This window comes from Streptomyces sp. NPDC051677 (assembly GCF_044453465.1).
In the GTDB taxonomy this organism is placed as follows: domain Bacteria; phylum Actinomycetota; class Actinomycetes; order Streptomycetales; family Streptomycetaceae; genus Streptomyces.
On the sequence record NZ_JBITCT010000011.1, the window covers coordinates 1 to 20420 of the forward strand.

At 72.2% G+C, this 20420-nt stretch carries 18 protein-coding genes; 13 read left to right on the forward strand and 5 right to left on the reverse strand.

The annotated features are described in order from the left end of the window. Positions 1-317 precede the first annotated feature (317 nt). Positions 318-1520, reverse strand: coding sequence for an MFS transporter (locus ACIBAF_RS14880; protein WP_399463604.1), 1203 nt, complete (start codon positions 1518-1520; stop codon positions 318-320). A 195-nt stretch (positions 1521-1715) separates the two neighbouring features. Here ACIBAF_RS14880 and ACIBAF_RS14885 point away from each other — a divergent pair, with 195 nt between their 5' ends. After that, positions 1716-3182, forward strand: a complete 1467-nt coding sequence (locus ACIBAF_RS14885; protein ID WP_399463605.1) for an acyltransferase — start codon at positions 1716-1718, stop codon at positions 3180-3182. A 254-nt stretch (positions 3183-3436) separates the two neighbouring features. Here ACIBAF_RS14885 and ACIBAF_RS14890 read toward each other — a convergent pair whose 3' ends face one another. Next, a complete protein-coding gene (locus tag ACIBAF_RS14890) occupies positions 3437-4537 on the reverse strand; it encodes a Ku protein (RefSeq protein WP_399463606.1) in 1101 nt (366 codons plus the stop codon). Between the two features lie 46 nt (positions 4538-4583). On the opposite strand from ACIBAF_RS14890, the gene ligD reads away from it, so the two are divergent. Then, complete coding sequence (gene ligD, locus ACIBAF_RS14895) at positions 4584-5471, forward strand: non-homologous end-joining DNA ligase (RefSeq protein WP_399463607.1); 888 nt, start codon at positions 4584-4586, stop codon at positions 5469-5471. A gap of 244 nt (positions 5472-5715) precedes the next feature. On the opposite strand, the gene ACIBAF_RS14900 is transcribed toward ligD, so the two are convergent. Further along, a complete protein-coding gene (locus tag ACIBAF_RS14900; protein WP_399463608.1) occupies positions 5716-6519 on the reverse strand; it encodes a nuclease-related domain-containing protein in 804 nt (267 codons plus the stop codon). 112 nt (positions 6520-6631) lie between these two features. On the opposite strand from ACIBAF_RS14900, the gene ACIBAF_RS14905 reads away from it, so the two are divergent. The 7 genes from ACIBAF_RS14905 to ACIBAF_RS14935 all read left to right on the forward strand — a co-directional run bounded on the left by ACIBAF_RS14905 (position 6632) and on the right by ACIBAF_RS14935 (position 14058). Next, a complete protein-coding gene (locus ACIBAF_RS14905; protein WP_399463610.1) occupies positions 6632-7141 on the forward strand; it encodes a dual specificity protein phosphatase family protein in 510 nt (169 codons plus the stop codon). 252 nt (positions 7142-7393) lie between these two features. Then, positions 7394-8200 carry a hypothetical protein gene (locus tag ACIBAF_RS14910; protein WP_399463611.1) on the forward strand — a complete coding sequence of 269 codons (807 nt, stop codon included), beginning with the start codon at positions 7394-7396 and terminating at the stop codon, positions 8198-8200. Next, positions 8197-9537 carry an ATP-binding protein gene (locus ACIBAF_RS14915; RefSeq protein WP_399463612.1) on the forward strand — a complete coding sequence of 447 codons (1341 nt, stop codon included), beginning with the start codon at positions 8197-8199 and terminating at the stop codon, positions 9535-9537. Before ACIBAF_RS14910 ends, ACIBAF_RS14915 begins: the two co-directional genes overlap by 4 nt. Positions 9538-9621: 84 nt before the next feature. Beyond that, entirely contained in the window at positions 9622-10518 is an 897-nt protein-coding gene (locus tag ACIBAF_RS14920; RefSeq protein ID WP_399463613.1) for an SH3 domain-containing protein, read from the forward strand. 94 nt (positions 10519-10612) lie between these two features. Further along, positions 10613-12052, forward strand: coding sequence for an FtsW/RodA/SpoVE family cell cycle protein (locus ACIBAF_RS14925; RefSeq protein ID WP_399463614.1), 1440 nt, complete (start codon positions 10613-10615; stop codon positions 12050-12052). Then, a complete protein-coding gene (locus ACIBAF_RS14930; RefSeq protein ID WP_399463615.1) occupies positions 12049-13506 on the forward strand; it encodes a penicillin-binding transpeptidase domain-containing protein in 1458 nt (485 codons plus the stop codon). Before ACIBAF_RS14925 ends, ACIBAF_RS14930 begins: the two co-directional genes overlap by 4 nt. A 45-nt stretch (positions 13507-13551) precedes the next feature. Next, a complete protein-coding gene (locus ACIBAF_RS14935; protein WP_399463616.1) occupies positions 13552-14058 on the forward strand; it encodes a DUF3291 domain-containing protein in 507 nt (168 codons plus the stop codon). Positions 14059-14081: 23 nt separating this feature from the next. On the opposite strand, the gene ACIBAF_RS14940 is transcribed toward ACIBAF_RS14935, so the two are convergent. Beyond that, a complete protein-coding gene (locus tag ACIBAF_RS14940; RefSeq protein WP_399463617.1) occupies positions 14082-14684 on the reverse strand; it encodes a Uma2 family endonuclease in 603 nt (200 codons plus the stop codon). Between the two features lie 131 nt (positions 14685-14815). Between ACIBAF_RS14940 and ACIBAF_RS14945 the strand changes: the two genes are divergently transcribed. The 4 genes from ACIBAF_RS14945 to ACIBAF_RS14960 all read left to right on the forward strand — a co-directional run bounded on the left by ACIBAF_RS14945 (position 14816) and on the right by ACIBAF_RS14960 (position 19182). After that, positions 14816-15757, forward strand: coding sequence for a diiron oxygenase (locus ACIBAF_RS14945; RefSeq protein ID WP_399463618.1), 942 nt, complete (start codon positions 14816-14818; stop codon positions 15755-15757). Positions 15758-15813: 56 nt separating this feature from the next. Further along, positions 15814-16464, forward strand: coding sequence for a TetR/AcrR family transcriptional regulator (locus ACIBAF_RS14950; RefSeq protein ID WP_079659667.1), 651 nt, complete (start codon positions 15814-15816; stop codon positions 16462-16464). 14 nt (positions 16465-16478) lie between these two features. Continuing rightward, the gene (locus tag ACIBAF_RS14955) at positions 16479-16781 is read left to right on the forward strand and encodes a hypothetical protein (protein WP_399463619.1); all 303 of its coding nucleotides are present in this window, start codon (positions 16479-16481) and stop codon (positions 16779-16781) included. A gap of 1339 nt (positions 16782-18120) precedes the next feature. Then, on the forward strand, positions 18121-19182 hold the full coding sequence (locus ACIBAF_RS14960; RefSeq protein ID WP_399463804.1) for an NlpC/P60 family protein: 1062 nt from the start codon (positions 18121-18123) through the stop codon (positions 19180-19182). On the opposite strand, the gene ACIBAF_RS14965 is transcribed toward ACIBAF_RS14960, so the two are convergent. Next, positions 19155-20408 (reverse strand): styrene monooxygenase/indole monooxygenase family protein, encoded by a 1254-nt coding sequence (locus ACIBAF_RS14965; RefSeq protein ID WP_399463620.1) that lies wholly within the window; start codon positions 20406-20408, stop codon positions 19155-19157. The genes ACIBAF_RS14960 and ACIBAF_RS14965 overlap by 28 nt on opposite strands. Positions 20409-20420: the final 12 nt, after the last annotated feature.

The window sequence follows — 20420 nt, forward strand, 5'->3', positions numbered from 1 at the left end:
GGTCGGAGGCAGGGGTTGGCTTGAGGCGGCGCGGCGGGTGGTGGGTGGGGTCGGGGGGGTGGGGGGGGGGGGGGGGGGGGGGGGGGGGGGGGGGGGGGGGGGGGGGGGGGGGGGGGGGGCGGGGGGGGGGGGGGGCGGGGGGCGGGGGGGCGGGGCGGGCCGGGGGGGCGCGCCGCCGCGCCCCCCCCCCCCGCCCCCCCCCCCCCCCCCCCCCCCCCCCCCCCCCCCCCCCCCCCCCCCCCCCCCCCCCCCCCCCCCCCCCCGCTCCCGGCCGTCGGCGGCCGCGGGTGCGTCGGGGTTCGCCTCCGGGGGGCTGCTCAGAGGGGTGTCTTGCGTGTTGCTCTGATCAGCCAGAGGGTGGCTGCCAGACAGGCGGCTGAGGCCGTGGCCAGCAGGATGGGGACGATTCTTACGCCGGACCACTCGATGGCCTTGCCCAGTGCCGGGCCCGCCGTGACGCCGCCCAGCATGGACGCGGCGATCACCAGGGCGCCGGCTCGGCGGGCGTGGGGGGTGGTCCGGTTGAGCCAGGGCAGGCCGGTGGGGAAGATCGGGGCGATGAAGAGGCCCACGCCGGCGTAGGCGTAGGGGGCCAGGTTCGGTACGGCGGCCAGCAGGAGGCAGGCGGTCATGCCGGCGCAGGAGACGGTGATGATGGCCTGCGGGGAGAAGCGGAGGGCGATCGGGGCGACCAGGAAGCGGCCGACGGTCATCATCAGCCAGTAGACGCTGGTGGCGGTGGCGGCCGTGCCCGCGGCGTAGCCGACGGTCTCCAGGTGGGTGGGTTCCCAGCCGCCCACGCCTGCCTCGATGCCTACGTGCAGGACGTAGAGGGTGACGAAGACCGCGAGGACGGTGGTGAGGCTGCGCTGGAGGGGGGCGCGGTGGGTCGTGGGGTGCGCGTCGTGGGGTGGAGGGGTGTGGGCGCGTATGCCTCTCAGGCAGAGGAGAAGGGGGAGGTTGGCGAGGGCGAAGGCCAGGAAGAGGGTGGGGTAGTGCTCGGCGCCGACCACGCCGATCAGGGCCGGGCCGAGGATCGCGCCGATGCCGAAGTGGGCGTTGAGGATGTTCAGCATCGCGGTGGAACGGTGGCCGAAGCCGATGGAGAAGAGCTGGTTGAGGCCGTAGTCGATGCCGCCGAAGCCCAGGCCCGCGAGGAGGGCCGCGGTGAGGGCGAGGGGCCAGTTCGGCGCGAGTGCGAAGCCTGCGGCGCCAGCCGCCATCAGGAGGTAGGAGGTGGCGAGGATCCGTCGGTTGCTCGTACGGCCGTAGCGGCGGTCGAAGAGGAGGACTCCGGCCACTCCGCCCACGAAGTGGGCGCTCAGGCCGAGGCCTGCTGCGGAGGGTGAGAGGCCGAACTCCTGGCGCAGGGCCGGGATCGCCGGGCCGTAGAGGGCCTGGAGTACGCCGATGAGGACGAAGCCGGCGCAGGAGGCTGCCACGGCCGGGGTGGTGAAGAGGGGGGTGGTGTCGGGTGGGGTCGCCGCCGGGGCGCGCTGTGCCGTGGGGTGGTCGCTCACGCGGACTCCAGAAGCGGACGGCCCACTGCGGTGTGGGTGCGGTGTGATGCTCCGACGGGCATCGATGTTACCGGTAACATTCGGCGCGTCAAGATGTTTCACAGCGGACTGGCCCGGTGTCGTCTCGGGCACGGCTTGGTTGCGGCAAGAGTTCTTCGACGTAAGGGAGTTGGGGGACACGGCAGCATGCGGCACATGGGGAGAGACCGGTACGTCGACTTTCTGCGGTCCTGGGCGATTCTGCTCGTGGTGCTCGGGCACTGGGTGATCACCGGGCTGGTCCGGCGTCCGGACGGTGAGATCGGTGCGCCGGAGTTGCTGGCGACGGTGCCGTGGACGCAGTGGCTGACCCTTGGTTTTCAGATCATGCCGTTGTTCTTCCTGGCCGGCGGGTACGCGGCCGGAGGCTCCTGGGCTCGGGCGCGGGCCGGTGGGGCGTCCGTCGCGGGGTGGGTGGGGCAGCGGGCCGTGCGGCTGCTGCTGCCTACGGCCGTGTACAGCGGGCTCGTGCTGCTCGCCGTCGGGGTGTGCGCCGGGCTCGGCGTGGATCCCGGCACCCTCGCGCTCGTGGGGTGGGCGCTGGCCATGCAGTTCTGGTTCCTGCCGGTGTATCTGCTGCTCAGCGCCCTGACACCGGCGCTGTACGCCCTTCACGAGCGGTGGGGGGTCCGGGTGCCGGTGGGAATGGGGCTCGTCGGGGTGGCAGTCAGTGCGCTTGTCGCGGCCGCCGGGGCTTCATCCCGCGCGGGGGTCGTGGAGGCAGTTGGCGCGCTCAACTATCTGCTGGTGTGGGGGGTGGTGTATCAGCTCGGGTTCTGCTGGCGGGACGGGGTGTGGGGCGGCGGGACGCCGGCGCGGACGCGGGCGCGGACGCCGACGCGGACGCCGACGCGGGCGCGGACGCGGACGCCGACGCGGGCGCGGGCGCGGACTGTGGCGGTCGCCATGGCGGTGGGGGGCGGGGGCGCGTTCGCCGCGCTGGTCGGGGTCGGGCCGTTTCCCGTCAGTCTGATCCTGGTGACCAGGCAGGAGCTGAGCAACACCAACCCGCCGTCGGCCGCGATGCTGGCGTGGGCCGTGGCTCAGGTCGGGGTGGCTCTGGTGGTCGCGCCCGCGGCGCGGCCGGTGTTGGAGCGGGCACGGGTGGCGGGGGCGGTGCGGGTGGTGGGGGCCGGCAGCATGGCGCTCTACCTGTGGCACATGGTGCCCGTGCTGATCGTCGCCGCCGCCTTCTACCTGACGGGCCTTGCTCCCGAACCCGGTTACGGGTCCGCCGGCTGGTGGGCGCTGCGGGTGCCGTGGGTGGTGGTGCTGGGCGTCGTGCTGGTGGGGGTACTGCGGGCTTTGCGGCCGTTGGAGCGAGGGGTGGCTGCCGTGGGGGGCCGGGTGCTGCCCGACGTGGGGCTTCGGGGGGCGGCGGCCTGGCGGATGTGGGTCGGTCTCGGGGTGAGCGTCTGGGCGCTGGCCTATGTCGCCGGGCACGGGTTCGCTTATGGCGGCGAGTTTCCCGTGTGGCCGGCGGTGGGGCTGGGGGTGGGCGTGGGCCTGGTGCTCGTGGGGCCGTCTCGGCGGGGCGGGGAAGGCGGGGGCCCGGATGACGGGGGTCGTCGGGCGGGGGCTGGGGTTCGCGGAACGGGCGGGGGGTTGCGGGAGGCTGCCTGACGTCTGGGGTCAGTCGTGGACCGGTGAGCCGGTGATCCGGGGAGCTGGTGATCCGGGGAGCGGGGGAGCTGGTGATCCGGGGAGCTGGTGATCCGGGGAGCGGGGGAGCTGGTGATCCGGGGAGCTGGTGATCCGGGGAGCGGGGGAGCTGGTGATCCGGGGATCCGGGGAGCGGGGAGCTGGTGATCCGGGGAGCTGGTGACGGTGGTGAGGGTGGTGACGATGGTGAGGGTGGTGAGGGGTGGGCTGGTCGGTCACGCTGTGCGTTTGCCGGACGTCGTCTTTTTCGTCGGCCTCTTGGTCGCCGGTGTCTCCTTCGCCGTTGTCTTGCGTGCCGTCGTCTTGTGTGCCGTCGTCTTCTTCGCTGCGGTCTTCTTGGCCGTGCTCTTCGACGCTGTCGTCTTCTTCGCTGTCGATTTCCTCGGCGCCGCTGTCGTCTTCTTCGCCGTCGACGTCGACTTCTTGCCGCCCGTCTGCTTGGGGGCCGTGCGGGTCGACTTGCGTTGCGGTAGGCGGCTCACCTCTGCTTCTTCTGCCTCGGTCGGCTCTTCCGCGGGGTGCGGTTCCTCGCCGCGCGATTCCTTCGCCGCTCTGACGCTCTTCTCCAGGGCGGCCATCAGGTCCAGCACCTTGCCGCTGGACGGCGCGGCCGGGGCCTCGCGGGGGGTCTCGCCGGCCGCCTTCGCCGCCACGACCTCCTCCACCGCCTCGCGGTACTCGTCGTGCAGGTCATCCAGGTCGACCTCGCCGAGGGTGTCCATGAGGGCGTCCGCGAGGTCGAGTTCCTTGTCGCGGACGGTGATGGAGGTCTCCGGGGCGACGCCCTCCGGCGCACGGACCTCGTCCGGCCAGAGCAGGCCGTGCATGGCGATCGCGTCGCCGACCACACGGAGCATCCCGAGACGCTCGCGGCCGCGCAGGGCGTACTTCGCGATCGCCACCTTGTTGCTGCGTTTCAGGGCCTCCCTGAGCAGCGCGTACGGCTTCGCGGCGGGAGCGCCGCCCGCCTGGAGGTAGTACGCGGCGTCCATCTGGAGCGGGTCGATCCGGTCGGCCGGGACGAAGGCCACGATCTCGATCGTCTTCGCGGTCGGGATCGGCAGGTGGGCCAGGTCGTCGTCGGTGATCGGGATGATCGTGCCGTCCGCGTCCTCGTACCCCTTGCCGATCTCCGTCGAGCTCACCTCGCGCTCGTCCAGTTCGCAGACCTTGCGGTAGCGGATGCGGCCGCCGTCCTCCAGATGGATCTGGCGGAAGGAGATCGAGTGGCTCTCGGTGGCGTTCACCAGCTTGATCGGGATGCTGACCAGGCCGAAGGAGATGGCGCCGTTCCATATGGATCTCACGTGCAGCATCCTCCCGAGAGAGCGTTATGTGCCGGTTTCATGTGATTCTCATGGTATGACGCCGATCACTGAGGTGGAGGGACGGCGGCTCGCGCTCAGCAATCTGGAGAAGGTGCTGTATCCGGCGACCGGCTTCACCAAGGGTGAGGTGCTGCACTACTACGCGACCGTCGCCGACGTCCTGCTCCCCCATCTGCGCGACCGGCCGCTGTCCTTCCTGCGCTACCCCGACGGGCCCGACGGGCAGGTCTTCTTCGCCAAGAACGTGCCGCCGGGGACGCCCGAGTGGGTCACCACCGCCGAGGTGCCGCGGTCGGAGGGGCCGGCCCGGATGGTCGTCGTGCAGGACCTGGCGAGTCTGGTGTGGGCGGCGAACCTCGTCACCGAGTTCCATACGCCTCAGTGGGTGATTCAGGAGCCGGCGGTCGCCGACCGGCTCGTCTTCGACCTCGACCCGGGGGCGCCCGCGACCGTCGTCGAGTGCTGCGAGGTCGCGGTGTGGCTGCGGGAGCGGTTGGCGGCGGACGGGATCGAGGCGCACGCGAAGACGTCCGGCGCGAAGGGGCTGCATCTGCTGGCGGCGGTGCGGGGGGCGTCGTCCGAACAGGTTTCGGAGTATGCGAAGCGGCTGGCCGTGGAGGCGGAGCGGGGGATGCCGCGGCTGGTTCTGCATCGGATGACGCGGAGTCTGCGGCCGGGGAAGGTGTTCGTGGACTGGAGTCAGAACGCGGCGCGGAAGACGACGGCTGCGCCGTACACGTTGCGGGCTCGGGCCGCGCCGACTGTTTCGGCGCCGGTCACGTGGGAGGAGGTGGAGGGGTGTGGGGCTGCGGAGACGCTCACGTTCCTCGCCTCGGATGTCGCTCCGCGGGTGCAGGACTACGGGGATCTGCTGGCGCCGCTGCTTGATGGGGGGCGGGCGGGGGTGGTGCCCGTGCAATGAGGGGGGCGGTCTTGGGGGGCGCGGTCTTGGGGGGCGCGGTCTTGGGGGGCGCGGTCTTGGGGGGCGGTCTTTTCGCCCCCGCCGCCCCTGCCCCTGCCCCTGTCCCTCCCCCGCTCTCGGCTTCGCTCCGTCCCTGGGGGCTGCCGCCCCCAGACCCCCGCTTTCGGCCCCTGAGGGCCTCGTCCTCAAGCGCCGGACGGGCTGGATGGGCTGGATGGGCTGGATGGGCGGGCTGGACGGGGCTTCATACCCTCGACCACGTTCCCCTGTCTCTCGCCATCGCGTGGAGGGCCTCCACGTCTGCCGGTTTGAGGATTCCGCCCAGGCGGGACAGGTCGGTGAGGGCCGTGTCGGTCAGGATGCGGACCTCGCGTGGGGGGAGGGGGACCGAGACGTCCGCGGGGGCCACGAGGGCCAGGATCGGGCGGACCTCGGCCGTCAGGGCGTAGGAGGCTCGGTCCGCGTCTGCGCGCAGGCGGCGGAGCAGGGGTTCCGGGGTCCGGCGGCCCAGGGCGACCATGGGGTCGGCGATGCGGACCCGCTGTTTGCGGGCGTACAGGGCGTGGATCGCGAACAGGCCGGCGGGGCCGATCGCCAGGTGGTGGACCCGGTCCCCGCCGGGCAGCGGGACGGAGTGCAGGGTGCGCCAGCCTGCGCCGTCGAGGCGGTCCAGGGCCACGCCGACGGTCTGTTCGGCCGCCAGGGCGTGGCGGCGCGGGTCGGTGCGGAGGCGGTGGGCGGGGCCCGGGTCGCGGTCCAGGGCGATGAGGAGGGCCTCGCCGGGGCGGTTGGGGGCCAGGTCGTCGTCGGGGTGGAGGGCCAGGCGGGCCAGTTCCGCGGGGGTCGGCACCGGGGGCGGGCCGACTGTGACGGGGCCCGTGATGAAGGGGCCCAGGGCCTCCAGGACGTCCTCTCGGCGGGCGTCGCCGAGCAGGTTGACGCGGCCCGCCTCACGGTCGTACCAGGCGATGTTCCTGCCGTCCGTGAGACAGACGTAGAGCCGCTCCTGGCCATGTCGCCAGGTCGGTATGACGCGCAGTCCGTTCATGCACCATCACCCCACCGACCATGGGAACAGGAGGGGTGCTCCCGGGGCAAGAAGGCGGTTACCTTCGAAGGGAGCTGGGCAGGCACTGGGCAGCGCGTTTGGGGAGGCGCCGTTGCGGACCCGCAGGAAGCAACCCGACGTACCGGTTCCGGACCGTCCGTGGAGCGAGATCGTGCCCGGCCTGTGGATGGGCGGACACGAGTTCCGGGGGTCCGGTGGTGAGCTGGAGCTCGCCGTGGTGCGGGGCGAGTTCGATCTCGTCCAGACGTTGACCCGGGCCCGGCAGGGGCACGGGCCCGATCCCGGTGTGCGGCACCATGTGTGGCCGATTCCGGACGGGCCGCTGGACGGTACCCAGCTCGCCGGGGTGATCCGGCTGGCGCAGGCCGCGGGCGACGCGATGGACGAGGGGCGTACGGTTCTCGTCCGCTGTTACAGCGGCTACAACCGCTCCGGGCTGGTCGTGGCGCACACACTGGTGCACCGGGGGCACTCGGCCGAGGAGGCGATCCGGCTGATACGGTCACGGCGCTCGCCGTGGGCCCTGCACAACGAGTTGTTCGTGGAGTACCTGCGGGCGGGGCTGCCGACGGCCAGACTTCTGGAGGAGCTGGCCGAGTAATCGTTTCAGCTGGTGCTTCAGCTGGTTCTTCAGCTGGTTCTTCAGCTGGTTCTTCACCCGTTGCATCACTCGATGCTTCACCTGACGCTTCACCTGGTCAGCATCTGCGGCCCGACCGGTACGCAAAACAGACTTCCTCATGAATAAGGTGTACGGGGCCTGACGTCGTCGTAGCCCAAGAGGAGTCACAGGAGTCCCGTGCCTCGCAGTCGCCCCGTCCGTCGCTCCCGTTCCGCAGGTTCCTCCGGTTCCATGCGCCCCGGTCGTACCGGGCGCGCCTACCGTGCCGGCCGTCCCGCGTTCGTCGGTCTCGCCGTCGTTCTGCTGGCCTCGGCCGCCGTGGGCTGCGGTGACGCCGGTGAGCTGAAGGGCGCGGGAGCGACGCCGACCGCGATCAGCCCGGACAAGCTCTGGCCGGATCTGACGCCCGCCGCGAGTCCGGCCTTCGACATCGGCGAGGTGGAGACCGAGGTGATCAAGGGCATCACGGTGCCCGGGGGCGACATCCGCAAGGTGGATCCGGTCGCCATCGTCCGCAGGGAGATCGCCGCGAGCCCGGGCGACTACAGCGAGGGGGCCTACGACGAGACGGCCCGCAGGATGGCCGACTGCGGCAAGAGCGGCGCGCAGGGTCGCAGATGTCCCGTCCTCAAGGCGTACTACCGCGATCTCACCGGCGACGGCCGTGCCGACATGACGCTGGGCTTCAGGCAGCTGCCCGGCAACCTGACGGCCGTCCGCGTCTACACCGTCCGCAAGGACCGGCTCGTGCAGGTCATGGGCTACGAGGACGCCGTCAGCGCGGTCGAGCTGGCCGGGCGATCCGTGATCATCCGGGCTCCTTCGGAGGTCGCCGGCTACGAGTACCGCCTGCAGTGGACCTGGGACCAGCAGCAGCAGGCGATGCTGCTCACCAACGACGAGATGCTGCGCACCGGCGGCGCCGACCACAAGCACTCCCCGCACGCCCCGCGCTCCGCACGGCCCTCCGTCTCCCCTTCCCCCACGACATCGGCCTCCCCCTCGGCCTCTTCCTCCGTCCCCGCGAGTGGCCGATGAGGCTCGCGCTGCCCTCGTGGGCCGGCACCCTCGCCGTCAAGGCCGCCGTCTTCATCACGGTGATGTGCTGCGCGCTGGCCGCCCTGCTCGGCGTCCTGGTGCACGTGTCGGTGACGAACCAGACGGTCGGCCAGTCCCGCGATCTCGCACTGTCCCGACTGAAGGACGCGACGACCGCGTTCGAGGCCGGGGACTCGCTCGGGCGGGGTGCGAGCCTCGATCCGCCGGGGCTGCCCACCTCGCTGCGGACGCTGGCGGTGGCCGGGGAGCGCGGCACGATGGTCACCGACTACCGGGGGCGCCCCACGATGTGGGCGGCGGGGCCCGCCGACGGCGAGCGGGCCCTCGCGGTCGCCGTCGACTACTCGCAGAGCGCCCACACCATCGAGGCGCTCGACACCGCGATCCTGTGGTCGTCGGTGCTGGCGATCGGAGCGACGCTGCTGGTCGGCGCCGTCGCGGTGACCCGGGTGACCCGGCGGCTGCACACCACCGCGCAGGTGGCGCGGCGGATCACCGCCGGCGACCTGGACGCCCGCGTGGACGACCCCCGCGCGAAGGACCCGGGCCGGCCGCAGGACGAGGTGGGCGCCGTCGCCGTCGCGCTGGACTCGATGGCGTCCTCGCTGCAGGGCAAGCTGCTGAGCGAGCAGCGGTTCACCGCCGACGTGGCGCACGAGCTGCGCACCCCGCTGACCGGACTGCACGCGGCGGCCGAACTGCTGCCGGCGGGGCGGCCGACGGAGCTGGTGCGCGACCGGGTGGCGGCGCTGCGCACACTGACCGAGGACCTGTTGGAGATCTCCCGGCTGGACACCGGGCGGGAGCGGCTGGAGCTGGACGCCGAGGAACTGGGCGCGCTGGCGATGCGGGTGGTGCGGACGGCGGAGGCTTCCGACGCCTTCGGGGGTTCGGCCGGCTTCGGGACGTCGGGGACCGGCGCCGAGGCCGCGGTCACTGTCACGGTCGTCATCGTCCGGGACGTGCGCGTGGAGACCGACCGGCGACGCCTCGAACGGGTGCTGGGGAATCTGCTGGCCAACGCGCACCGGCATGGGCGGGCCCCGGTGACGCTGACGGTGGACGGGCCCGTGGTCACCGTCCGGGACCACGGGGACGGCTATCCGGAGTACCTCGTCACGCACGGGCCCCAGCGGTTCCGCACCGAAGGCGGGGCGAAGGGGCACGGGCTCGGGCTGACGATCGCGGTCGGCCAGGCGGAGGTGCTGGGCGCCCGGCTGACGTTCGCCAACGCGCCGGACGGCGGCGCCGTGGCCACGCTGACGCTCCCTCAGACGCCTCCTGCCGGGGACGGCCTCCCCGATGGCGCAGTGTGACGGGCGACGCGCGCGAACCGCTCCTAATGTGGCGATAAGTCAGCTTCACCCTCTTCGCTTCACCCTCTTCATGGAGGTATCGCCATGTCCCTGCGCTCCGCCCTCACCCGTCTCGCCATAGTCACCGCAGCAGGCGCACTCGCCGCCACCGCGACCATCACCCCCGCCCTCGCCGGCGACGGGGACGACGACTGGGGCGACAACAGCAGCAGCTCCAGCGGCAACAACAACGGCAACGGCTTCGGCGGCCAGGAAAACGACCCACAGGACTGGCAGAACCAGGGAGGCGGAGGCGGCCAGGGCGGCGGAGGCGGGGGCAACAACCAAGGCGGCAACAACCAAGGCGGCGGGGGCGGAGGCAACAACCAAGGCGGCAACAACCAAGGCGGCGGGGGCGGAGGCAACAACCAAGGCGGCAACAACCAGGGCGGCGGGGGCGGAGGCAACAACCAAGGCGGCAACAACCAAGGCGGCGGGGGCGGAGGCAACAACCAAGGCGGCGGTCAGAACAACGGCCAGAACAACGGTCAGAACAATGGCCAGAACAACGGTGGGAACGGGAACTGGCAGTCCGGCGGTGGCAACAACTGGCAGTCGGGCGGCGGCGGTGACGGCGGCAACTGGCAGTCCGGCGGTGACGGCGGCGGGGGCGACGGCGGCAACTGGCAGTCCGGCGGTGGTGGAGGCGACGGCGGCGGCGACGGCGGCGACTGGCAGTCCGGGGACCCCGACAACGACAACGACTTCCGCCGCTTCCGCGGGCGCGTCACCGCCGACGAGCTGCTCCTGCGGAGCAAGCCGACCCGCGCCAGCGAGGTGATCCGGGTCGCCCACCGCGGGGAGATCGTCTCGATCTTCTGCAAGACGTCCGGCCAGGAGGTCCAGGGCAACCGCCTCTGGTACCTCCTCACGGACGGCACCTGGGCCTGGGGCACGGCGCGCTTCATCGTCACCATCGGGACGCCGCCGCGCTGGTGCTGACACGGCGCCCGCGCAGCGCGGGCACTGCGCCGACACGGGGCGACTCGAAAGCATCCAAGGCTCACAAGGAGCCCCATTTGGATAAGTTCCGGACATGACGAAAGCCGGAGTCGGAGCGGCGACCACCGTGGTGGCGGCGGCCGACGCACCCGCCCCCGCGGTCGGCCTCCCCCGGCGCCGTGGCGTCGAACTCGCCCTCATCGTCCTGGCCGTCCTGCTCTCCGTGTACGGCTACTGCGCCGTCGGCGTCGCGAAGAGCGGCACCGTCCCGCCCGGCGCCGCCGGTTACGGCGCCGGGCTCGGCGTGCTCGCGCTGCTGGCGCATCTCGCGGTGCGGTGGCGCGCGCCCTGCGCCGACCCGCTCCTGCTGCCCATCGCCGTGCTGCTCAACGGGATCGGCCTGGTGCTGATCTACCGGCTCGACCTGGAGACGCCGGGCGACCGGGCGGCGCCCACGCAACTGGTGTGGTCCACGCTCGGGGTGGCCCTGTTCATCGTGGTCGTGGTCGCGCTGCGCGACCACCGGGTGCTCCAGCGGTACGCGTACGTGTGCGTGGTCGGCGCGCTCGCCCTGCTCGCCCTGCCGATCCTCTTCCCGGCCGTGAACGGCGCCCGCATCTGGATCCGGATCGCCGGGTTCTCCATCCAGCCGGGCGAGTTCGCGAAGGTGCTGCTGGCGGTGTTCTTCGCCGCGTACCTGGCGGCCAACCGCACGGCACTGGCGTACGCGGGTCGGACGATCTGGCGTTTCCGGCGGATGCAACTGCCCACCGGGCGCGTCCTCGGACCGATCGTCGCGATCTGGCTGCTGAGCGTCGGCGTGCTGGTCCTGGAGCGGGACCTCGGCACGTCGCTGCTGTTCTTCGGGCTGTTCGTGGTGATGCTCTACGTCGCCACCGGCCGCACCGGCTGGATCGCGGTCGGGCTGCTGCTCGCCTCGCTCGGCGCGGTCGCCGTCGGCCGGCTGGAGCCGCACGTGCACAGCAGGGTCGAGGACTGGCTGCACCCGTTCGCGTCGATCGAGGCCGGTCAGGGCCCCAACCAGCTTGCGCAGTCGCTGTTCTCGTTCGCGGCCGGCGGGGTGCTCGGCACCGGGCTCGGGCTCGGCCACTCCATCCTCATCGGGTTCGCCGCGAAGTCGGACTTCATCCTGGCGACGGCCGGCGAGGAGCTGGGACTGGCGGGGCTGACGGCGCTCTTCCTGCTCTACGGCCTGCTGGTGGAGCGCGGCTACCGGGCGGGCCTGTCCCTGCGCGACCCGTTCGGCCGGCTGCTGGCGGCCGGCCTCGCCTCGATCGTGGCGCTCCAGGTGTTCGTGATCGCGGGCGGCGTGACCGGGCTGATCCCGCTGACCGGCATGGCGATGCCGTTCCTGGCGCAGGGCGGCTCGTCGGTCGTCACCAACTGGGCGATCGTGGCGCTGCTGATCCGCGTGAGCGACTCGGCGCGACGGCCGTACGCGCAACAGTTCGACGAGTCGGTCCACGAAGCCGTCGCCGAACCGGTCGACAAGAGCCCACGGAGGTCCGGGTGACCCGGCACATCCGGCGCGCCGCCGTCTTCTGCGCCCTGCTGCTGGTGGCGCTGCTGGTGAACGCCGCGCGCGTCCAGGTCGTCCGGTCCGGCGTCTACGACGACAACCCGGCCAACCGGCGCGGGTCCATCGCCCGTTACGCCCAGCCGCGCGGCGACATCCTGGTCGGCGGGACCCCCGTCACCGGCTCGCGCGACACCGGGGAGCAGTTGCGCTACGAGCGCACGTACCAGGACGGGCCGCTGTACGCGCCGGTGACCGGCTTCGCCTCGCAGGTGTACGGGACGACGTTCCTGGAGCACACCGGGGACGACGTCCTGTCCGGGTCGGATCCGCTGCTCTCGCCGTTCCCGCTGTGGAACGACGTCACGCGCGGCCGGCCCCCCGGCGGCAACGTGGTGACGACGCTGAACCGCCGTGCCCAGTGGGCCGCCTACGAGGGGCTGGACGGCCGCAAGGGCGCGGTGGCCGCGGTGGAGCCGGCGACGGGGCGGGTGCTGGCGCTGGTGTCGAGTCCGTCGTACGACCCGGGCGTGCTGTCCGGGAACGACGCCGGGGCGCAGCGGGCCTGGGCGCGGCTCAACGGCGACCCGGACAGGCCGATACTGAACCGGGCGGTGCGGCAGACGTATCCGCCGGGGTCGACGTTCAAGGTGGTCACCGCGGCGGCGGCGCTGGACGCGGGCGTGATCACGGACCTGGACGCGGCGACCGGCTCCCCCGACCCCTATCGGCTGCCCGGGACGACGACGGTGCTGACGAACGAGGGCGACGGCTGCGAGGACGCTCCGCTGCGGGACGCCTTCGAGTGGTCGTGCAACACGGTGTTCGCGAAGCTCGGCGTGGACACGGGACTGGCCCGGATGACCCGGACGGCGCAGGCGTTCGGCTTCAACGACGTGGACGTGCGGATCCCGTTCGCGGTCGCGCCGAGCACCTTCGACACCTCGCTCGACCGGGCGCAGCTGGCGCTGTCCTCGATCGGCCAGTACAACACGCGGGCGACCCCGCTGCAGATGGCGATGGTGGCGGCGGCGGTGGCCGACGGGGGGCAGGCGCACACGCCGTATCTGGTGGAGCGGACGACACGCAAGGGCGGGGCGACGGTGGCCACGGCCGGTTCGCGCCCGTCCCGTCAGGTGATGCTCCCCTCGACGGCGCGGCGGCTGCGGGAGTTGATGGAGGACGTGGTGCGGGAGGGCACCGGCACGAACGCCGCGATCCCCGGCGCGATCGTCGGCGGCAAGACCGGCACCGCCCAGCACGGCGTCGGCAACGCCGGGATTCCGTACGCCTGGTTCGTGTCGTGGGCGCAGGGCGAGCGGGACTTGGAGCCGAAGGTCGCGGTCGCGGTGGTGGTGGAGGACGGATCGGCGCGTCGCGGGGACATCACCGGGGGCGGAATGGCGGCGCCGATCGCGCGAGCCGTGATGGAGGCGGTGCTCAACTCGTGAGACGGGGGGTACCGAACGGCACACTCCCGACCTACCGTTCGGTCCATGACTGACGCAGCCGCCTTCGAACTCGCCCAGGTCAACATCGCCCGTCTCAAGTTCCCTTTGGACTCACCGGAGTTGAAGGACTTCGTCGATGCCCTCGACCCGGTCAACGCCGACGCCGACGCGGCCCACGGCTTCGTCTGGCGCCTCCAGTCGGAGGACGGCGACGCGACCGGCATCGAGGTCTTCGGCGACGCCTGGCTGATCGTCAACATGTCGGTGTGGCGGGACGCCGACGCCCTGACCGCGTACATGTACCAGGGCCGGCACCGCGAGATGCTCTCCCGTCGGCGGGACTGGTTCGAGCGGACTGCGGAGGCGATGGCGACCCTGTGGTGGGTGCCTGCCGGTCACCGGCCGACGGTCGCGGAGGCCGAGTCCCGTCTCCTCCACCTGCGCACGAACGGCCCGACCCCGTACGCCTTCACCCTGCGCACGTCGTTCCCGGCCCAGGGGGCGGAACCGATCGCCCTGTCGATCCCGGAGGACCTGGGCTGCTCGGTCTGAGGATCCTGGGGACCGAGGAGCGGTCACCGGCGGCGTCGGTCGGCCGCGGCGAGGTCGATGGTGAGGGGGAACGGTTCGGTCAACTTGAGCTGGCTGTGGTGGATGCCCATGAGCACGTATGTGCTGGTGGCGGGGTCGAGTTCGTAGACGTACACCACGGGCAGGCCGTCGTTCTCCTCGACGCGCCAGTAGTGACGGATGCCCGCAGCCGCGTACTTCAGAGGCTTGACCTGGCGGTCGCGGTCCTGCGAGTCCTCCGAGACGATCTCCGCCGCGAGGACGACGTCGTCGGGGTGGAGCCAGGTCTGCAGGGGTCCGGTGTCCGCGTCCGCGCGGACCACCAGGACGTCGGGCTCCGGGCGGTTGCGCCTGTCCAGCCTGACGGTGAACTCGCGGTAGACGTCGAGCTTGTCCGGCACCTGTTCCAGCAGGGTGTGCTCCAGCAGACGCAGGGTGCGCATGTGGAAACGGGTCTGCGGACTCACGAAGACGAGGCTCCCGTCGATCAGCTCCGTATGCGGAGGCAGGTTCGGGAGCCGATCCAGGTCCTCGGCCGCCCAACCGCCCTCTGGCGGGCGGGCCCACTCGTAGTCCTCATCCAGCCCGTACTCGCGTGCGGCGCCCATGATCACTCCCATGCGGTGGAGCCTGGCAGACACAGTCAGCGTACCCAGCGGATTACGGCGAACCGCCACCCCGAAGAGTGATCATGCCGCAGGGATTGACGCCCTTGCTGACAAGCAGTCTCATAAGAGCCATGACGACGAGCCTCACCGATGCCGATGCGCTGGACGGGCTGCGGGACGCGCTGGGCCTGCTCAAGGGGCGGGAGCAGGTGGCCGAGCGGCTGCTCGCGTCCTCCGCCAGGCACTCCTTCGACCCGGACAAGGAGCTGGACTGGGACGCCCCCTTCGAGGAGGGCAAGTGGTTCTGGCCGCCGGAGCTCGTGTCGCTGTACGACACGCCGATGTGGCGGCGGATGAGCGAGGAGCAGCGGATCCTGCTGTCGCAGCACGAGGCCGCCGCGCTCGCCTCGCTCGGCATCTGGTTCGAGATCATCCTCATGCAGCTGCTCGTCCGGCACATCTACGACAAGGCGGCGACGAGCGCGCACGTCCGGTACGCGCTGACCGAGATCGAGGACGAGTGCCGGCACTCGAAGATGTTCGCCCGGCTGATCTCGGCCGGCGGAACCCCCTGGTACCCGGTGAGCCGCGCCCACCAGAACCTGGGGCGGCTGTTCAAGACGATCTCCACCACCCCCGGCTCCTTCACCGCGACCCTGCTCGGCGAGGAGGTCCTGGACTGGATGCAGCGGCTGACCTTCCCGGACGAGCGGGTCCAGCCGCTGGTCAGGGGCGTCACCCGGATCCACGTCGTGGAGGAGGCCCGGCACGTGCGGTACGCCCGCGAGGAGCTGCGCCGCCAGATGACGACCGCGCCGAGGTGGTCGCAGGAGTTCACCAGGGTCACCTCGGGCGAGTTCGCCCGGGTGTTCTCCGTCGCCTTCGTGAACCCCGAGGTCTATACGAACGTCGGCCTGGACAAGCGTGCGGCGATGGCGCAGGTGCAGGCCAGCGGGCATCGCCGGGAGATCATGCAGACGGGAGCGAAGCGGCTGACGGACTTCCTGGACGACATCGGCGTGCTCCGGGGGGTCGGGCGGCGGCTGTGGAGGTCGTCGGGGCTGCTGGCGTGACCGGAGCGTGACGGACGGCGGGCGCGGGGCCCGGGCGGGCGATTACGCTGCACGTCATGACCCCCGCCGCCCCCGCCTACCGGCGTCTCAGCGTCGAGGAGCGCCGTAGTCAGCTGCTCGACGCCGCGCTCTCGCTCTTCGCGCACCGCGTCCCCGAGGACGTCTCGCTGGACGATGTGGCGGAGGCCGCCGGGGTGTCCCGGCCGCTCGTCTACCGGTACTTCCCGGGCGGAAAGCAGCAGCTCTACGAGGCCGCCCTGCGCTCCGCCGCCGAGGAACTGAACCACTGCTTCGACGAGCCCCGTCAGGGGCCCCTCCTCCCCCGCCTGGCCCGCGCCCTCGACCGCTACCTCACCTTCGTCGCCCGTCACGACGCTGGCTTCAGCGCCCTGCTGCAGGGCGGCAGCGTCGTCGAGACCTCCCGGACGACGGCCATCGTGGACGGCGTACGGCGGGCCGCCGCCGAGCACATCTACAGCCACCTGGGGGTCGCCGATCCCGGGCCGCGGCTCCGGATGACCGTACGGATGTGGATCACCGCGGTGGAGGCGGCCTCCCTCATCTGGCTCGACGAGGACAAGCAGCCGCCCGCCGACGAGCTGCGGGACTGGCTGGTGGACCAGTTCGTCGCCGTCCTCACGGTGACCGCGGCGCGGGACGCGCAGACCGCCGAGCTGATCCGGGGTGCGCTGGCCGCGGAGACCTGATCGACACTGGTGGCGTGAAGAGTGAAGACACCCCCTTCGAGGGCGGGCCCATGGACGGCCGGGTGCTGCCCGTGCTGCTGGGCCCGACCGGGCACCCGCCGAAGACGTACCGCATCCCCGTCCCCGACGCGGCCGGCGGCCCGCCCACCGTCCTGGTCTACCGGCGCGTGCCCCGCGGCCACAGCAAGAAGCTCGGGCTGCCGCAGGGCTGGAAGTACGAGTTCGACCCCGAGGGGAAGAAGAGCGGCCGACCACGGTGGCCCTGGTCCAAGCCCGACGCCACGCCGGACGGCCGACGGGACGACGCCGACGAGTGACGCCGTTGCGCCGAACCGCGCACGCTCGGCGCGCGGGCCGCGCACGCACGCCTGATGCTCGCCCTGCGGGATGGAGGGGCCACCCCGCAGCGGAGGTGATGACGTGTCAGGAAGGCTGCTGCGTCTGGCCTGTACGGTCTCCACGGCGACCCTCGCCGCCCAGACCGTCCTGGCCGCCGGGCTCCCGATGCCCGCATCGGAGCCCCCAAAGCCGAAAGGACTGACGCTGTCCACCCGAAGCCCCCTGAAACCGGGGGGACTGGCGGCGGCGGCCGCCCCGAGCACCCTCAAACCAGGGGGACTGGCGGCGGCCGCCCCGAGCACACTGAAACCGGGGAGACTGGCGGAGTCCGTCCCAAGCACCCTGAAACCGGGAGGACTGGCGGAGTCCGTCCCGAGCACCCTGAAACCGGGGAGACTGGCGGAGTCCGTCCCAAGCACCCTGAAACCGGGAGGACTGGCGGAGTCCGTCCCGAGCGCCCTGAAACCGGGGAGACTGGCGGAGTCCGTCCCGAGCATTTTGAAACCGGGGGGACTGGTGGTGGCCGCCCTGATGGCCCCGAGGCCGGAAGGACGGGCGCTGGCCGCCCGGGAGAGCGCGGAGCGGGCGGGCGGGGCGCCGGCCGCCGCGGGGCGCCCCCAGCCGGGCGGACGGACGAGGGTCGCCTCGGAGAACCTGGACGACGGCGAACCGTCGGCGACCGGAACCGGGACATCAAATGCCGGCAAGCCATCGATGGCCGGAGCCGGAAGACCGGACGCCGGCGAAACCTCAGAGGCCCGAGCCGGGACACCAGACGACGGCCGCCCCTCAGGAACCCGAGCGGGAACACCGGACGACGGCACACCCTCACGAAACCGAGCCGGGACACCAGACGACGGCAAACCCTCACGAAACCGAGCGGGAACACGGGACGACGGCACACCCTCACGAAACCGAGCCGGGACACCAGACGACGGCAAACCCTCACGAAACCGAGCGGGAACAGCGGACGACGGCACACCCTCACGAAACCGAGCCGGAGCACCGGACGACGGTGAAACCCCCGGGGACCGGGGCGGGGACCTCGATGCGGAGCAACCGTCGGGGACCGCAGCCGGGAGCGTCGACCTCGGCGTCGGCGACACCGCCGGGTCCGGTGTGGAGGCCGGGGCGGGGGTCGAAGCCGACGGTGCCGAAGGCGGAGGCGCGGAAGGCCGGGGCGCGGGAGGCGGCGGGGCCGAAGGCGGGGGCGTGGGAGACGGGGGTGCCGAAGGCGGGGGCGCGGGAGACGGCGGTGCCGAAGGCGGAGGCGCGGAAGGCCGGGGCGCGGGAGACGGCGGCGCCGAAAGCGGGGGCGTGGCAGGCGGCGGGGGTGTGGGAGACGGCGGCGCCGAAGGCGGGGGTGGGGAGCGGGCTGTTGGGGTGTTGTTGGGGGAGCTTCAGCGGTTGTATCGGGAGGTCGAGAGGGGCACCGAGGCCTTCAATGCCACTGAGGAGCAGCTCAGGCGGCGGCGGGCCGAGGTCGGGCGGCTGGACGCCGAGCTGGCCAGGGCCCGGCTCTCCCTGCACGACAGCCGAGGCGCGGCCGGACGGCTGGCCCGGCAGCAGTACCAGGGCAGCACCGGCATCTCCCCCTACGTACGGCTGTTGCTCGCCCGTGATCCGCAACACGCCCTCGATCAAGGGCATGTGATCGGCCGGCTGGCGCGCGAGCGGGCGGAGACGGTCGGGCGGCTGGCGAGCGGCGAACGCAAGGCCGACGGGCTGGCCCGCAAGGCCCGCGCCGCCCTCGACGACCAACTCACCCTCGCCGAGCGCGCGAAGAAGGAGCGCGACGACGTCCGCCGACGCCTCGACGACGTCGAGGAACTCCTCGCCTCCCTCACCGCCGAGCAGCTCGCCGCCCTCGCCGAGTTGGAGAAGAAGGGGGTCGCCCAGGCGCAGGAGAAGCTGGTGGCGTCCGGTGCACTCGGTGCGCCCGGGGAGGACCGTAAGCCGTCGAAGGAGGGTGAGCAGGCCGTGCGGTATGCCGTGCGGCAGATCGGCAAGCCGTACGAGTGGGGCGCCGAGGGCCCGAGGTCGTACGACTGCTCGGGCCTGACGTCCGAGGCCTGGGGGCACGCCGGGACGCCGATCCCGCGCACCAGCGAGGAGCAGTGGGCGCGGCTGACGAGGATCCCGTTGACGCGGCTGCGCCCCGGCGACCTGGTGATCTACTTCCCCGAGGCCACCCATGTGGCGATGTACCTGGGCGGGGGCAAGGTGGTCCAGGCGCCGAGGACGGGCGAGAAGGTCAAGGTGACCCCGATCGCGGCCCAGCCGGTGCTCGGAGCGGTACGGCCGGACCCGGAGGGGAAGCCGCTGGGCCGCTACGAGCCGCCGCCGGTTCGTCAGGCTCCGGCGACCGACGTCAGGTAGGCGGCCGTCTTGTCCGGCTCGTAGAAGAAGTGCTCGAAGTCGGCCGGGTCGTTGAAGGCGTTGGCGAAACGATCAGCCACGGGCGGCAGCTGCCCGGCCGCGCCCAGCAGGTTGACGATGTGCTCCGGCGGCGGGGCCAGCATCGCGTTGGTCCACTTGGTGACGTGCTGGGCCGTCTCCCAGTACCGGTCGAAGGTGGCCTGCATCCACTCCTCGTCGAACTCCTTCTCCCCCTGTTCGAGGATCGACGCGAGGTACGCGGCGGCGCACTTGGACGCCGAGTTGGAGCCCTGACCGGTGATCGGGTCGTTCGCGACGACGACGTCGGCGACGCCGAGCACCAGGCCGCCGCCGGGGAGCCGGCCGACGGGGTTGCGGACGGTGGGCGCGTAGCGGCCGGACAGCGTGCCGCCGGCGTCGGTCAGTTCGGCCTTGGTGGCTCGCGCGTGCTCCCAGGGCGTGAACTTCTCCATGAGCTCCAGGGTCAGGGAGAGGTGTTCCGCCGGGTCCTTGACGCCGTTGAAGACGTCCAGCGGGCCGCCGGGTATGCCCTCCCAGAAGAGGATGTCGGCGCGGCCGGAGGTGGTGAGCGTCGGCATGACGAAGAGCTCGCCGACGCCGGGGACGAGGTTGCAGCGGACCGCCTCCAGGTCCGGGTGCTCCGGGCGCGGGCCCAGCCCGTGGACGTAGGAGACGGCGAGGGCGCGCTGCGGCTCTCCGTAGGGGGAGCGCTGCGGGTCGCGGCCGAACATCTGGACGAGCTCGCCCTTGCCGGCCGAGACCAGGACGAGGTCGTAGGCGCGGGAGAAGTAGTCGAGGTCGGAGACCGCCGCGCCGTGGATGACGAGCTGGCCGCCGCGCTGGGCGAACGTCTCCATCCAGCCCGCCATCTTCACCCGCTGGTCGACGGACTGCGCGTACCCGTCGAGGTGTCCCACCCAGTCGATCGCGCGCTGCGTCGGGCCCGGGTCGTGCGAGCCGGGGGCGGCGACCGACACGCCGAGGCCTCCGATCTTCGGGGCCTGCTGCTCCCAGAAGTTCAGCTGGAGGTCGCGCTCGTGCTGCAGGGCGGTGTGGAACATGCACTGTGTCGACATGACCCGGCCGGAGCGGATCTCGTCCGCGGTCCGGTTCGACATCAGGGTGACCTCGTACCCGTGCGACTGGAGGCCGAGGGCGAGCTGGAGACCGGACTGGCCGGCTCCGACGACGAGTATCTTCCGCATGCGGGGAACTCT